Raw genomic sequence first — 14,594 nt, 5'->3', positions numbered from 1 at the left:
ACGTGATTAGACTGAGTTTAGTGTCGGATGAGATACACCGTCCACGATGCTGTAACGTATCGATTTACACCAATCAAAGGCAGATAACACATCAACTTTTGAGTGCTTTCCTGCGCTGTATCTGGTTACTTCTGTATATTACTATAACGAAATCACCCTCCACGTTTACCTATATAAATTTGTCGTAACGATAGAGGGTGCTTATCAAGGAGAGAGGATAACGCCTACACGTCGATGAGATAATTTTGACCTTCAGTTTCTAAACGATCAATCATTTTACGACACTCATTTAAATCAAGAGGTTGTTCAAAGCGGCGCTTGAGATTCATCAAAAAGAAGATATCTTCACACATGGCTTTCTCAGGTTCGTCACTGATTTTGGCGACCGGTGAACCATTGCACGTGACCATTTTTATCACGATAGAAAGTGGCTGGTAGGCGTCACCATCTTTATTGACATAATCACCCATATCATTGGCAAGAAAAGTACCGATACCAAAACTCACCTGAATACGTCCTTGGAAATACTCGCAAATATCTAACGCTTGTTCGAAGTTAAGTCCGTCGGTAAACACCAGTGTTTTTGTTAATGGGTCTATATTCAGCGACTGGTAGTGTGCAATCATTTTTTCACCCCAGCTATAAGGGCAACCACTATCGTGACGTACACCGAAGTACGCGTTACTTAGTTCTTCATCAAAGTCTTTAAGAAAAGCATCGATACCAATCGTATCGGTTAACGCAATACCTAGTGCACCATTAAACATTTTTTGCCAACGTTGCAACGCCACTTTTTGCGAATCTCGCACATTCACCAGAGCTTGGTGTCCCATAAACCATTCATGAGCAACCGTGCCGATAGGCGTCAAGTTTAGCTCTTTTGCTAAGTGATAGTTGCTTGTTCCTGTCAAACATTCCGGCACTTCCTGGCACAAATATTCCAGCATAGTGCGCTGAGCTTGAAAGGAAAAACGTCGACGCGTCGACATGTCAGAAAATTTAAAGTTAGTAATGTTACGACGTTTTAGTTCCGACTTTAGGTGTCGAACTTTCTCTTCTAAAACAGTGGTAAATTGCGCAACAGGGATATCTGACCAACGCTGACGGCTACGAACTTCAGACACGATGCTCATGATGATCGTTTCGTACAAGATGGTGTCTCGCCACAAACCGTTAATGGTAATTCTTAACTGGCTTGAGCCATCAGCCATGGCTTTGTTATGGAAAGAGACATCGCTTTGTGGGTTGAAACGGAAATGGCGCAGTGCATCAACAAAGTCAGGATTCAGGTAAGGCGCGACACGCTTAATATATTCAATTTCTTCTTGCGTAAATTGAATATCTTGCAGTTTAAGGACTTCGGCTTTTACCTCGGGCAAAAGCTCAGAGAGGTCTTCCTCACTGCGCACGATAAACTTATATGACACCATCGCATCAGGGTAAAGCGCTGTTACAGCGCTCATCATATTGACTTTGTAGACATCGAAATCCAAAGCACTTTGAATGATGCGGGAAGAAAATAGTTTGGTGGTCATTAGGTGCCCTTCTACATGCCCTTCCTGGGTATATAACTTTTTGTTACTAACTAATTTGCGTAAACAATAAACACCCATCTATAGTTTGTCAACTTTTGTTACTAACCACTCATTTTTATAAGGTTTTTTTGTCTAGAATTCGAGCAAGCATTGTGAATAAGTCAGAGTCATCCGTAAATTTATGCTCAAACCGTATTACGAACACTACCAAAAACGTTTCTAACAACTCGTTACTTACCCATTGATTGACCACTTGTTATGCGCTAGATTACTTACAAATCAATATTAGGACCCAACCATGATCGTATCTGTCGACATTATTCCATTCAGGCTATCTGGCTGTGCCGATAAGGGATTGGAAGTGTTGTTGATTAAACGTTCAAATCCAAATCGGCCATACCATGGAGTCTGGGCACTACCGGGCGGATTTGTCTTTGATAAAGACTTAACCAGTGAAGGCGGACGCCCGGCCGATGAAAACTTTGAAGCGGCGCGTCGCCGAATTTGCCGTGAGAAAATCCATACCTACCCTCGCCATTTTAGCGAAGCGTTTATCGACGGTGATCCAAAGCGCGATCCAGAAGACTGGAGCTTAAACATTACGCACTACGCCTTAGTTGATCGTAACAATGTAGAGCAAATAAATAATGCAGGTGTACCGGAATGCCAACTTAAATGGTTTTCGCTACAGGCTATTCTCAATGGAGAAGAAACCCTCGCATTTGATCATCAAAAAACCATTGAAAAAGCGTGGCAAAAGCTTCGTGCATCCATTGAATACACATCGGTTCTTTTGTTTGCATTAGACAAAGAGTTTTTGGTTGCGGACATCATTTCTGCTTATCAAGAGTTTGGTATTGATATCAGCCGAATGACGATTAAGCGCCGCTTGATAGATTCAGGCGTACTAAAACCCACTAATAAAGTCGCTTCAACCAACAAAGGCAAAGGTGGAAAACCCGCAATGGTATATACGCTGACTAGCGACGAAGTAACCTTTTTTCAAAACTGTTTGCGTGGATAAACGCAGACAATCAGACAGACAAGGAGTCTGCCATGACTGTTCGAGTAAACTATCAAACTACAGCAGTGATCGACGTTGATCCAGAGAAAGGCTTTAGTGAGTTATGTCCAAATGAACTGCCCGTTGCAGGTGCGTTGGACATCGTACCGGAGCTTTTGAACAATCATGCCAAAGGCCGATTAAAACTGGTCAGTCGTGACTTACACCCACCAAAAGCAAAGTGGGATGCAGAATCGCCATCCAATATGCTTGAGCCCGTTGGTTTACCGAATGTGGATATAAAGTGGAACCGTCACTGTGTGCTTGGCACAACAGGTTCTGAGCTGCTAGATGGCTTACCACCCGTGTTGGACTACGATTTTCAAGTTAATAAAGGCATGGATCCTGATGCGCACCCTTACGGTATTTTTTTCCATGATATTGCCGACACCAAAACGACAGGCGCGCATGAATTTCTAAAGTTCAACGGGATTGATACCTTAGTTATCGGTGGCCTTGCCTTAGACTTTTGCGTGAAAAAATCCGTCATGCAAGCGCTGGAACTTGGCTACAATGTGGTAGTTAATCTTGCTTCAACTCGTGCGGTGCTGCCTGATAATGTAGAGAATGTGCTGACAGAGCTCAGAGATAATGGCGCATTATTTGTCGAAAAAGCGGACGACATCATCGTAGAAAAGTTCGCCTAGAAACGATAGTAACCGAGAAGGATTTCACCATGCATCAACATGAAAAATTGAATTACGTTGAATTTGGTTCCACTAATGTCAGTGCGACCAAACAATTTTTTGAGCGTGCTTTTGACTGGAGCTTTACCGATTATGGTCCAGAATATTCTGCATTTTCAGGACAAGGGTTGGATGGCGGATTTTTCAAATCTGAGTTTATAAACCAAACCGCAAATGGTGGCGCACTTTTAGTATTTTATAGCTCAGACATTCAGGCCACTCAGACAAAAGTAGAGCAGTATGGTGGAAAAATTATCCGCCCTATTTTCGAATTCCCCGGCGGCTGTCGATTCCACTTCACTGAACCGAGTGGAAATGAATTCGCAGTATGGTCAGAGAGCCATTAAGTCATCACACATCAACAACACACCATCAACGTGAGCCCAAGCTAGCCAGATCCGGAACTGGTATTACATTTCTGGTTGACCTCATCCTTGGTTTAATTCACTGTTAGCGCAACAATTAATCGATGAGGCGCTAGACCTCGACCAAGGATGTCAAATGACTGCCGTCAGTTTTTTTCGCTTACTCTGCCTCGCTGCTATTTGGGGTGGCTCGTTTCTGTTTATGCGAGTCGCCGCCAACACATTCGGGCCGGCTTACTTAATCGAATTTCGAGTTACATTTGCCGCCGTCGCTTTGTTATTGATCGCCGTATATTTGAAGAAGAGACTCACGTTAACTGCGCATACTAAACACTTCTTTATTATTGGCTTATTCAATAGCGCAGTTCCATTTTTACTCTTTGCGTACGCAGCCCAGACACTGAATGCATCAACTTTAGCAATATTGAACTCAACCGCCCCAATATGGGGAGCACTAGTTGGCTTTGTTTGGTACCGCAGCCCACTCACAGCGAAATCTGTTCTCGGTATGCTAATAGGCATTGGAGGCGTTGCAGTCTTGGTCGGCTTAGATACTTCAACCATAGGTGAAGAAGCCATGCTCCCTATTGCCGCCAGTTTGATGGCTTCTTTCAGCTATGGCATTGCTACCAACTACACTAAAAATGCGCCACAAGTACCTGCTTTTGATAATGCTCACGGCAGCATGTGGGCGGCGGTTATTTGGGTACTGCCGCTGCTACCATTCTTACCAATGCGTGCAGAACCAAGTCATTTCGAATGGAGCTCTGTTGTCACGCTCGGCGTTGTATGCACAGGGTTCGCTTATTTGCTCTATTTCCGCTTAGTTTCTGATATCGGCCCAGCGTCAGCACTGACTGTCACTTTTCTTGTTCCTGTTTTTGGTATCTTATGGGGCTACTTGGTGCTAGATGAGCCCGTCGGCTCTAACACCATCATAGGAACAATTCTAGTGCTTAGCGGCACTATGCTAGTCACCGGTTTCTCCCCAACAGCAATGCTCGCGAAGCGAAAACGAAGCGTGGCTTAATCAGCCTAATATAACTTCCACACCTCGCTTTTTGATTTGTTCAAGGTCGCTTTTCGGAGCGGCTTTGTCAGTCAGCAGCACTGATATTTCGTCAGTCTTACCAATTGATGAGGGATAAATTTGCCCAAATTTACTAGAATCCGTTAGAACAATATTGCGCCTTTTTTTCGCAATGATGGTTTCTGCGATCTCAGCGCGCATCATGTCGCGGCTAGTAAAGCCAGTGTCTTGATGGAAGCCGTCAATACCCAAGAAGGCCGTGCTGAAATGAATGTTCTCAATACACAACTTAGTCAGCGGTCCGACCAAGCTCTCGCCTTGGTGCTGATACACGCCACCAAGCAAGATAATGTTGGCAGAAGTGTTACGGATGAGATGGGCGATATACGCCGATGGCGTAATGATGGTCACATCGCCGCGCTCAGCCAATGTCCGAGCCAACAACGCATTGGCACTGCCTCCTTCAATCAGCACTGTCTCATTCGGTGCGACCAAATCCGCAGCTTGGTTTGCGAGCGATTGTTTAATATCGAAACGTACTTCTAGGCGGGCATCAATGTCATCACTTTGCAACGCGGTAGCTGCGCCGTGAACGCGCTTTAGGTAGCCCTGTTGCTCCAGAAAGTTCAAATCCTGTCTGATGGTCACACCCGACACGCCAATGATGTCAGAAAGCTCTGTGACTTGAACGCGTTTACGGTCGTTCACTAATTGCAGGATTTCATTTTGTCTTGGGTTCACAGGTTCGCTCCTTATTGATGAGCTTACAGTATACTCACCTGATGTTTCATAAGAAAAGAACTTGAAAGTAAAAAGGAAAAAACGCGTGGTCTGATTAGCCAAGCTGTACCTTGCGAATATCGCTCCCATCAACAGATAATAGGGCAACGAAAATGGGATGGAAGAAGAGGGGTTAACTCCCTACATCCCAACAACGATAGAGACTAGGATAAAAGTAATGGAAGAAATTTACTTCGCAGGCGGCTGCCTTTGGGGCGTGCAAGAATTTATGCGCCACCTTCCGGGCGTAATCAACACAGAAGCCGGGCGAGCAAATGGCACAACGGATAACACTCAATCCGAATACGATGGCTACGCAGAGTGCGTGAAAACCCAGTTCGATGCTGAGCAAGTTTCGGTTGAAACTTTAATGGGGTATTTGTTTGAGATAATCGACCCTTACAGCGTTAACAAGCAAGGTGAAGACGTAGGTGAGAAGTACCGTACTGGTGTTTATAGCCAAAACGAACAGCATCTCACCATCGCGAAAGCGTTTATCGCAGCACGACCGGACGCCGACAAGATCGCCGTAGAAGTACTGCCACTCACAAATTATGTGCCAAGTGATGATGAGCACCAAGACAGACTCACAAACTTTCCGAATGATTACTGCCACATCCCATTAGATTTACTACATAAATACAGGGATAACTCGTAACCATTCGGTCAGCATCGCTTTAAAAGGCAAGATGCATATCAGTTTAAATCGATGCCTTCCACTAATGACAATGTCATTTCTGCCGCCGATATTTCCTTACAACCCGACGAGTTTTGTCCGCACCACAACGGTGTGAATTCATCTCGGTTTTGCTTTTCCATAAGCGCTCTTAGTTGAGCCATTTCAATGGAGGCGTATGGGAATTTCGGCGCAAACTCACTGATGTAGCCTAGCTCCGACATCGCGCGATTCACAATGCCTCTCGCTGGTCGGCCCGAGAAAACATTGGTCACTGCGGTATGTTGCGCGCGTTCACTGGCAATGGCATATCGATGTAAAGACGATGTTTTCGCCTCATCACACAACAAATAGACGCTGCCAACTTGAACGGCACTCGCTCCTAATCTCAACGCGGCTTCCACCCCACTTCTATCAGCGATTCCGCCTGCAGCAATAACGGGCAAATTCACCCGTTTGGCGATTTGTGGTAATAACGCCATCAAACTTAATTGAGTAGTTAAATCATCCGATAAAAACATACCTCGGTGTCCACCAGCCTCCAAGCCTTGGGCGATAATACCGTCAACGCCTTTTGCTTCTAGCCAAAGTGCTTCGTCCACCGTGGTCGCTGACGAAAGGATCTTCCCTCCCCACCCTCTAATTCGAGCTAACAGATCATCGTCTGGCAAACCAAAGTGGAAACTGATCACTGGCGGTGCAAATGGTTCAATCGCGTCAGCAATATCATGATTGAAAGGCATCCTTGTCGGAGCGTTTGGCTGAGCCTGAACGGTTGCATCAACCTCGGAAAAATACGGTTGCAGCGTTTTTTGCCACTTTTCGTGCTTGTTGGCGTCATACTCCGGCATTTCATGGCAAAAGAAATTGAGGTTAAACGGTCGGTTAGTTGCCTGCTTGATAAGTTGAAGTTCTTTTACGATGGCGTCTTTGTTCAGCATTCCACAAGGTAACGAGCCAAGCCCGCCAACATTACTGACGGCGATGGTCATTTGGCTGTCTTGCACACCGGCCATTGGCGCTTGAATAATCGGTAACTCTGTTCCCAAAAGTGTATTAAATACCTTGTTTATCATGATCTTTCCTTGAAAACTTAACCTTTACCTGTGATGGATCTGCGCCATCGTTATCCAGACTAGACTTTCACATGATTAAACACTTATAAAGTTAAAGTGATGCATTTGTGCGCTATGCACTTTTGATAGAAATGACAAAGGGAGCCTATGGCTCCCTTAATATGCTGAATAACAAGAATCAAAGTGACTATCGTACGACATCTGATTCAAGCTCTAGCTCTGCTACAGACAGCATGGCAAACTCTTCCTCGGCGGTTGCTGCCACCAGTTTGTTGCGGCTGTATAACCCATAATAAACACCACCGATAAGAAACAATCCCATTGTCATGAAAAAGGCTGAGGGATCAAAAGCATAAACACCTGTCATTGCGATCAAAGAAAGCACCAGAGAAATACTCGAAGTAATTATCCCACCAGGCGTTTTATATGGACGAGTTAATTCCGGCTGTTTAATTCGCAATAAAATATGGCTCAAGGACATTAATGCGTACGATACAGTCGCACCGACAACAGCCATCGCCAAGATTAAGTCCCCCTCACCCGTAAGTGAAACCAAGAACCCAAAAACGCCCGGAACCAAAAGCGCACGAGAAGGCACTTTTTTGTCACTGGTTAATGACAAAGTTTGCGGTAAATAACCCGCGCGGGAAAGCGCAAACACCAAGCGACTGTAACCATAAATGATTGAAAAGAAAGAAGCGATAAGGCCAGCCAATCCAAGTAAGTTCACGGCCATTGCTACCGTTGAATTGCCCGTAAGCTTTAGGGCGTCAACTAATGGCACCGCGCTATCGCCTATGACCTTTGAGCCAACCGCACCAGCCAAAAGGACGACTACGAGAGTTGCGGTTAGCAATAAAAACAGCATCGCACCAATGATGCCTTTGGGAACATCTTTTGCCGGATTTTTTGCCTCCTCTGCCGCTAAAGGCACACCTTCAACCGCAAGAAACAACCACATTGCAAATGGCAACGCAGCCCATACGCCATACCACCCAAACGGCAAGATTTCTGTTGCCTGAGCCGTCGCCGGAGCAATATCGAATAAGTTATTAACATCAAAGTGACCAATAAGCACAGCAGCAGTAATGAGAATAGCTAGCACAGCCAAACCGCTGATGACCATCATCACTTTGAGAGCTTCGCCAACACCTGCCATATGAATAGCGATAAAGACGGCGTAGAAAAGTGCGTAAACAACAGGGCCATCGATACCAACCAATTCATTCACGGCTGAGCCAATAAAAATCACTATCGCAGCAGGCGCGAGCGCATATTCAATCAAAACTGATAAGCCAGTGAAAAAGCCGCCTGTCGGCCCCATCGCCTGTCTTGCGAAGCTGTAACCACCACCCGCAGCAGGAATAGCCGCAGACATTTCAGCTAAAGACAATACTAGCGTGAAATACATTACTGCCATCGCGATAGCAGCAATAAGAAAGCCTCCCCATCCTGCTTGAGCGATGCCAAAGTTCCAACCGGCGAAGTCACCAGATATAACATACGAGACACCTAAGCCAGCAAGTAAAATCCAACCTGCGGTGCCTCTTTTTAGCTGCCTTTTGGCCAAGTACTCCTGATGTTTAGACATAGTAAATCCTTCTACTTTGATGAAATTAAAAAGTTGTCGCTGTGTTTATCTTCAACGCTTGCGCCACTTGGCTCATTGATATCTGAGCGATCTTTCAGATTCACTCCTGACAGTTGTAATTTTCGAGCTTCCTTGAGCAAGTAAAATGCGCGTTCACAGGCATCGTCATAGTTGAGCCCCTGAGGGCGCACATTGGAAATGCAGTTTCTTTGGGAATCTTTAGAGCCTCGTTTAGCCCCCCAAGTGAGATACATACCCATGCTATCCGGAGAAGTTAGACCGGGCCTCTCTCCAATTAAAACCAGCACGGCCTTAGCGTTAAAACATTCACCAACATCATCCCCTACCGCTACTCTTCCTTGCTTTACGATTGTGATAGGTGTGAATTTCCATTGATGTTCATCATCAGCGCTTAAAAGAGAAATCAATCGCGTAACAACAGGCACGGCATGGTTTTGAATTGCGACGGAAGAAAGTCCATCAGCAATAACAATCGCAAGATCAATGTCAGTGTTATGCTCATTTGCTATCGAGTTGAGCGTTTTCCAAGAAGATTCATCGAGCTGCCGTCCTAAATCGGGCCTTTGCAAGTACATAAGCCGATCACTCACTTGGCTGCTCACTACCACTGGAGGCTCTAAGGTATTTTCAAGAATCGAGTAAGAGTCCGACAAACCAGCAACGAGAGACTCAATATTCAAACTGCAATGCACTGCATCCATAGCTTGGGCATGATCCAGCTGAAATGAGAGTAACTCGTTGGTTGGTACACTGTTTCCGCTGCGACCCAGAGCGATCCGAGCAGAGGTGAAGTCGCGTAACTTGCCCCAAGGGTTGTGTGTGACAACTCCAGACTCATCTTGTGGGGACTGAGCAATGGTGATTACTTTACCCATGAGAATACCCCTTATTCAGTTGGTTAATTGCTCCCGAAAACGAGCGAGAGATTTGCTCACTTAACCGAACGTCTTGCACGCTCTCGAAAATCTGCATCTCCATTAACCATTTTTCAAACTCTGGTGCTGGCTTCAAACCGAGTACTTTTCTTGCGTAAAGGGCATCGTGAAATGAGGTAGTTTGATAGTTGAGCATGATGTCATCAGACCCTGGAATACCCATGATGAACGAGCACTCGGCCACACCTAATAGTGTCAGCAAGTTATCCATGTCATTCTGATCGGCATAGGCATGATTGGTGTAACAGATATCGCAACCCATAGGTAAACCAAGCAACTTCCCACAGAAATGATCTTCAAGCCCAGCACGAATGATCTGTTTGCCATCAAACAGATACTCAGGGCCAATAAACCCAACGACAGTATTAACCAACAAAGGATCGAACTGTTTCGCGACAGAATAAGCGCGGGCTTCACAAGTCTGCTGATCGACCCCATGAAATGCATTCGCAGACAGCGCTGTACCTTGTCCGGTTTCAAAATACATCACATTGTTTCCTACACTACCTCGATTCAAAGACAACGCGGCTTCATGGGCCTCTTTCAAAATCGACAAGTCGATTCCGAAGGTATCATTCGTCCCTTGCGTGCCGCCTATCGACTGAAAAACGAGATCGACTGGTGCACCCATTTCAATGGCTTCGATCGTGTTCGTGACATGAGTTAACACACAAGACTGAGTCGGTATTTGATAGTGTTGAATCACCTCATCCATTAAGTTCATTAACTTAATAGCTTGAGGTACATTATCTGTTGCCGGATTGATACCGATAACCGCATCGCCATTTCCGTACATCAGACCATCAAAAATGGTCGCTGCGATACCGTTGAGAGAATCAGTGGGATGATTCGGCTGTAAGCGAGTAGACAGGCGACTCGGCAAACCTATCGTATTCCGAAAAGCCGTGACAACTTGGCATTTTTTAGCAACGAGAATCAAATCCTGGTTGCGCATAATCTTACTGACTGCGGCCACCATTTCTGGTGTTAAACCTTGACGAATTTTAGCCAACGTTTCACCATCGGCTTCTTCACTCAGCAGCCAATTTCGAAAATCTCCGACCGTCAAGTGCTCAATCGGCTTAAAGGCTTCAAGGTCATGCGTATCGATAATTAGGCGAGTGATATCGTCGCTTTCGTATGGAATAACCGCCTCGTTAAGAAACGTTTTAAGTGGTAACTCAGACAGCGCCATTTGTGCGACTACACGTTCTGCCGCTGACTGAGCACAAACCCCGGCTAACGCATCGCCTGAGCGCTCCGGTGTCGCTTTCGCCATCAAGTCAGCTAATGACTTAAAGGTATAGACTTTACTTCCTTGTTGCCGACGATAAGTTGCCGTCATTGCTCTTCCTCTTCACTATTTGGTTCGCTTTTTGCTGAACTATCAATAAGCTTTAAGAAAGTATTGCCAAATGTGTTCCGTAGCGTTATCAAAAACTGGCAACATTTATAAACCAATAATAAACAATGAGTTATGTAAATACTGCTCCAACATGACTCACAAAAAAGGAATGAGCATCACAAGGATGAGTAACCAAATGCCCCAAACTGCACCAATGCTGTGCATCCATCACACTAAGGATGCAAACCAACAAGCTGCGAGTCTGATAAACTGGCAACAGGAATATGACCAACTCAGCGATGGTCGATTTTTAGGTCAAATTCGAGAACGACGATTTCCCAATTTCCATGTGTTTCGTGAAGACAGTAACCGCTCGCTAAGACAGCAATGCAGGGTTGAAGAGGGAGGTATTTGGTTGGGTTTGAGTGCGGAAAATAAGCCGCTACACCTAAATCACAGTCAGTTTAATTCAAGCCAGCTTTTGCTTAGGCAAGGTGGCGCTGATTTTGAGTTAATGACACCGGAGCAGTTTTCTATCTATGGAATAGTGCTCGACAAAAACTTCGTTCACATCATAGAAAATCAACTTGAGCTTGGGAGTATCCAAAACAACACATTTCACTTAACGGGTTTGACGGAAAAACACATTCAACAACTTAAATACTACTTAGGCACGTTACTTGGTTCCGCCGAGCCAAGATGGTCTGAAACCACACATCAAGCAATCTTAAAAGACATTGTGCTGGAGTTGTTCTCACTCAGTTCACTGCACACGAGCCATCCGATATCAATCTCTCATCGTCAACACGTGATGCAGCGTATAAAACAACAGCTACAGGATCTAGACTACCGTACACCAATAACCGTCAGTGAACTGTGTGACGCAGTACACGTCAGTCGTCGCACACTACAGTACACCTTTGAACATTGCTGTAATACTTCCCCAAAGCAGTTCATACATCGAATGCGCCTAAATCAAGTACGTAGAGTGCTACAAAGCCCTGAAGATAATCGAACAATTGCAGAAATCGCTTTTGACTTTGGTTTTTTCCATCTCGGGCAGTTCAGTCAAAGCTACAAGCGGCTATTTGGTGAGACGCCAACTGAAACGAGAAAATGGGAGTCCAGCAAATAAAATGACAGGCAGTATATTCTTTCAGATCCTGCGTTGGGGCCATGTTATGCAGTCGCAATGATTTGCTGAAACTTAGCATGAAGCTCTTCAAGTGCCGCTTCAACATCCGGTTCTGCACGGCTCAAGTGCGAGATTAACGTCATAAAATAGCAGTCAAAAATCAGCGGTATTTTTCCCTCAAGGACGGAGCTTCCGTTTACAGATTGAAACAAAGCTTGGTTAAACGACTGATAATAATCCAAATCCCAAATCACCTCTTTCAGCAAAGCTCGGCTCAGCTCAACGTTCGCAAAATAGTAGCGATAGTATTTCTCCGTCAGCGCCAAACCAATGTCGATATCGGTTTTACCTTCCACACTGACTAGCGTTTCTTGGCTGATCTGTTGCAGTTGCGTCAGCATCCCTTCGCGCAAAATCGACAGTTTAGTCGGGAAATGGCTAAACACTGTGCCATCGGCTACTCCTGCTTCTCTCGCTATCTGCCTTGTGGTCGTCATGTCATAGCCATTTTGAGCAAAAGATGCCCATGCGGCTTTTAGAATTTTATCTCTGGTTTGTTGTCGCTTCGTCATTGATGTGTCTGCTTAATGAGCCTGAAAGGATCATACCTTGCGTGGTTGAGATTGACAAATTGAGCGCGCTCATTTATAAAATTGAGCGCGCTCATTTTATATAAAAACAAAAGGAATCGCTCATGTACGTATTAAACAAACTAGGCCAAGGATTGATTTTCTTCCCGACCATCTTCTGCTTTTCGTATATTTTAAGACCGATATTAATGGTCATCCTTATTCCAGGAGGACTCGCACTTTTGGCGTTAATCGGTGGCGCAGAAGTCAGAGCAGAACTCAAAGCCATGCTGCTTGAGGAGTTTTTTGGCGTTAGCCCATCGCACACCACCTCGAAAAAGGCGTGAGTGCGCTACAAACGTTGGCAAGGCTAAGTAAAAAAGAAAACGCGCAGATATCGAGATCTCAATACCTGCGCGTAGATATGGTGAAAATAAGACTGGCGTTAGTCAGTATTCATGTTCTGGCCAATTCGCCATAAAACGCCACTAGGGTCAAACAAACAACATTCGCGCATGCCCCAAGGTTGCTCGACCAGCTCAGTCAAACGCGAACCAAATTCTTCATGACCCACTTTGGATAAGTGCTGATGCCAGCTTTCTGCGTCTTCTACGAGCAAGTGCATCATGAAGTTATTGCCGTGTTCTGGCTCATAAAAATTCTGTAAAAGAAACGCGCAGCTACCTTGAGAGAAATATGCTACATCACCGAAGTCCGATGCCATTTCAAAGCCAATCGCCTCATAAAAACGTTTTGATAGCGCGTAATCTTTCGCCGGAACAAATGATTTGATTTCAACAATATTGAGGTTTTCCATTTCCAATTTCCTAAGCCTTTTTCCATAAAACTGACTGACGTAATCTCGCTCTATGCCTTCTATTCGCCTTGCGTAATCTGCTGTGATGACAGTGGCACACACTCTGCCATTTGCGTTTGTAACCACGTGATAAATTTATGTTCGAGTTCTGTACGCTTTTTATCTTGACTCAATAAAACGTAATTGCAACTTGATGGAGAAAACCCAAATGGTGCGACCAAATTACCACGCTTAATATCGTCCATGACAAAAGGATACGATCCCATTGCGACGCCTAAGCCATCCACCGCTGCTTGTATGCAAAAATAAAAATGCGTGAATGATTGCTGAGTGTTGCCGTTGAAAGTTTCACAACGTGTTGATTGCTGCCAATCCGCCCAAGCATTCGGTCTGGTTTGGCTATTCAACAATCGAGCTGCTTTCAAATTGTCTTTAATGGATTGCCAATACTCAGGAGAAAATACCGGCCCCACCCACTCTTCCACAAGAATGGTTTTGTCGTAATCGTGATGCTGCGCAAAATCGTCTCGACGAATCGCCATCGAAAGCCCAGTTGATCCTAATGTTACCGGGCCACCAGCCGTCGACAAACGAACATCAGCACGGTGTTCATCATTAAACGCGGCCAACCTTGGCATCAACCAGCGCATGGTTAATGTCGGTTCACAAGACACTTCAAGATGCTGATGCTTCTCTTGCATAAGCGTATTCACGCCTTTTTCTAGCGTTTGGAATGCCGTTTCTGTGTATGTCTTGAGTAATTCGCCTTCTGCCGTCAACACGACTTTCCTGCCCTCTTTGAAGAACAAAGGTTGAGACAGATATTGCTCAAGTTGCTTGATCTGCTTACTCACGGCTCCGTGGGTAATGTTCAGTTTGTCAGCCGCTTCAGTGTAGCTTGAAGAGCTCGCCGCAACGTGGAATACATAAAAAGATTTCAGGTGACGCATCTGTGAGTTTTTCTCACCAA

Annotated in this window: 16 protein-coding genes; 7 read left to right on the top strand and 9 right to left on the bottom strand. The window is 45.1% G+C overall.

Features of this window, described 5'->3' with window-relative positions:
• Positions 1 to 224: 224 nt before the first annotated feature.
• On the bottom strand, positions 225 to 1,535 hold the full coding sequence (gene pncB / locus R7Z10_RS05455) for a nicotinate phosphoribosyltransferase (protein ID WP_025998656.1): 1,311 nt from the start codon (positions 1,533 to 1,535) through the stop codon (positions 225 to 227).
• A gap of 298 nt (positions 1,536 to 1,833) precedes the next feature.
• On the opposite strand from pncB, the gene R7Z10_RS05450 reads away from it, so the two are divergent.
• From R7Z10_RS05450 to R7Z10_RS05435, 4 genes are all read left to right on the top strand, one after another.
• Positions 1,834 to 2,559 carry an NUDIX domain-containing protein gene (locus R7Z10_RS05450; RefSeq protein ID WP_005373953.1) on the top strand — a complete coding sequence of 242 codons (726 nt, stop codon included), beginning with the start codon at positions 1,834 to 1,836 and terminating at the stop codon, positions 2,557 to 2,559.
• A gap of 32 nt (positions 2,560 to 2,591) precedes the next feature.
• Positions 2,592 to 3,245 carry an isochorismatase family protein gene (locus R7Z10_RS05445; RefSeq protein ID WP_213905988.1) on the top strand — a complete coding sequence of 218 codons (654 nt, stop codon included), beginning with the start codon at positions 2,592 to 2,594 and terminating at the stop codon, positions 3,243 to 3,245.
• A gap of 29 nt (positions 3,246 to 3,274) precedes the next feature.
• Positions 3,275 to 3,631 (top strand): VOC family protein, encoded by a 357-nt coding sequence (locus R7Z10_RS05440; protein WP_171344253.1) that lies wholly within the window; start codon positions 3,275 to 3,277, stop codon positions 3,629 to 3,631.
• A 154-nt stretch (positions 3,632 to 3,785) separates the two neighbouring features.
• Positions 3,786 to 4,679, top strand: a complete 894-nt coding sequence (locus R7Z10_RS05435) for a DMT family transporter (RefSeq protein WP_213905989.1) — start codon at positions 3,786 to 3,788, stop codon at positions 4,677 to 4,679.
• On the opposite strand, the gene R7Z10_RS05430 is transcribed toward R7Z10_RS05435, so the two are convergent.
• On the bottom strand, positions 4,680 to 5,420 hold the full coding sequence (locus R7Z10_RS05430) for a DNA-binding transcriptional regulator YciT (protein ID WP_017635127.1): 741 nt from the start codon (positions 5,418 to 5,420) through the stop codon (positions 4,680 to 4,682).
• Positions 5,421 to 5,637: 217 nt separating this feature from the next.
• Here R7Z10_RS05430 and R7Z10_RS05425 point away from each other — a divergent pair, with 217 nt between their 5' ends.
• Positions 5,638 to 6,117 (top strand): peptide-methionine (S)-S-oxide reductase, encoded by a 480-nt coding sequence (locus tag R7Z10_RS05425; RefSeq protein WP_005388723.1) that lies wholly within the window; start codon positions 5,638 to 5,640, stop codon positions 6,115 to 6,117.
• 38 nt (positions 6,118 to 6,155) lie between these two features.
• On the opposite strand, the gene R7Z10_RS05420 is transcribed toward R7Z10_RS05425, so the two are convergent.
• The 4 genes from R7Z10_RS05420 to R7Z10_RS05405 form a co-directional block, all read right to left on the bottom strand.
• Positions 6,156 to 7,211, bottom strand: a complete 1,056-nt coding sequence (locus R7Z10_RS05420) for a nitronate monooxygenase family protein (protein ID WP_033906298.1) — start codon at positions 7,209 to 7,211, stop codon at positions 6,156 to 6,158.
• Positions 7,212 to 7,398: 187 nt separating this feature from the next.
• The gene (eat, locus tag R7Z10_RS05415) at positions 7,399 to 8,802 is read right to left on the bottom strand and encodes an ethanolamine permease (RefSeq protein WP_005373969.1); all 1,404 of its coding nucleotides are present in this window, start codon (positions 8,800 to 8,802) and stop codon (positions 7,399 to 7,401) included.
• Positions 8,803 to 8,813: 11 nt separating this feature from the next.
• Complete coding sequence (gene eutC / locus R7Z10_RS05410; protein WP_213905990.1) at positions 8,814 to 9,698, bottom strand: ethanolamine ammonia-lyase subunit EutC; 885 nt, start codon at positions 9,696 to 9,698, stop codon at positions 8,814 to 8,816.
• On the bottom strand, positions 9,691 to 11,103 hold the full coding sequence (locus R7Z10_RS05405; RefSeq protein WP_213905991.1) for an ethanolamine ammonia-lyase subunit EutB: 1,413 nt from the start codon (positions 11,101 to 11,103) through the stop codon (positions 9,691 to 9,693). Before R7Z10_RS05405 ends, eutC begins: the two co-directional genes overlap by 8 nt.
• A 184-nt stretch (positions 11,104 to 11,287) precedes the next feature.
• On the opposite strand from R7Z10_RS05405, the gene R7Z10_RS05400 reads away from it, so the two are divergent.
• Complete coding sequence (locus tag R7Z10_RS05400; protein ID WP_031781237.1) at positions 11,288 to 12,238, top strand: helix-turn-helix domain-containing protein; 951 nt, start codon at positions 11,288 to 11,290, stop codon at positions 12,236 to 12,238.
• Positions 12,239 to 12,282: 44 nt separating this feature from the next.
• Here the strand turns inward: R7Z10_RS05400 and R7Z10_RS05395 are convergent, their stop codons facing one another.
• A complete protein-coding gene (locus R7Z10_RS05395; protein ID WP_213905992.1) occupies positions 12,283 to 12,810 on the bottom strand; it encodes a TetR/AcrR family transcriptional regulator in 528 nt (175 codons plus the stop codon).
• A 122-nt stretch (positions 12,811 to 12,932) separates the two neighbouring features.
• Here R7Z10_RS05395 and R7Z10_RS05390 point away from each other — a divergent pair, with 122 nt between their 5' ends.
• Positions 12,933 to 13,154 carry a hypothetical protein gene (locus R7Z10_RS05390; protein ID WP_017635120.1) on the top strand — a complete coding sequence of 74 codons (222 nt, stop codon included), beginning with the start codon at positions 12,933 to 12,935 and terminating at the stop codon, positions 13,152 to 13,154.
• A 98-nt stretch (positions 13,155 to 13,252) separates the two neighbouring features.
• Here R7Z10_RS05390 and R7Z10_RS05385 read toward each other — a convergent pair whose 3' ends face one another.
• Positions 13,253 to 13,624 carry a VOC family protein gene (locus R7Z10_RS05385; RefSeq protein WP_005373979.1) on the bottom strand — a complete coding sequence of 124 codons (372 nt, stop codon included), beginning with the start codon at positions 13,622 to 13,624 and terminating at the stop codon, positions 13,253 to 13,255.
• 59 nt (positions 13,625 to 13,683) lie between these two features.
• Positions 13,684 to 14,574, bottom strand: a complete 891-nt coding sequence (locus R7Z10_RS05380; RefSeq protein WP_017819777.1) for a LysR family transcriptional regulator — start codon at positions 14,572 to 14,574, stop codon at positions 13,684 to 13,686.
• Between the last annotated feature and the right edge of the window lie 20 nt (positions 14,575 to 14,594).

The organism is Vibrio sp. Vb1018 (genome assembly GCF_033338775.1).
Lineage (GTDB): Bacteria > Pseudomonadota > Gammaproteobacteria > Enterobacterales > Vibrionaceae > Vibrio > Vibrio alginolyticus.
The sequence above is the reverse complement of the archived record's forward strand: the minus strand, read 5'-3'. Positions and strand labels throughout refer to the sequence as shown.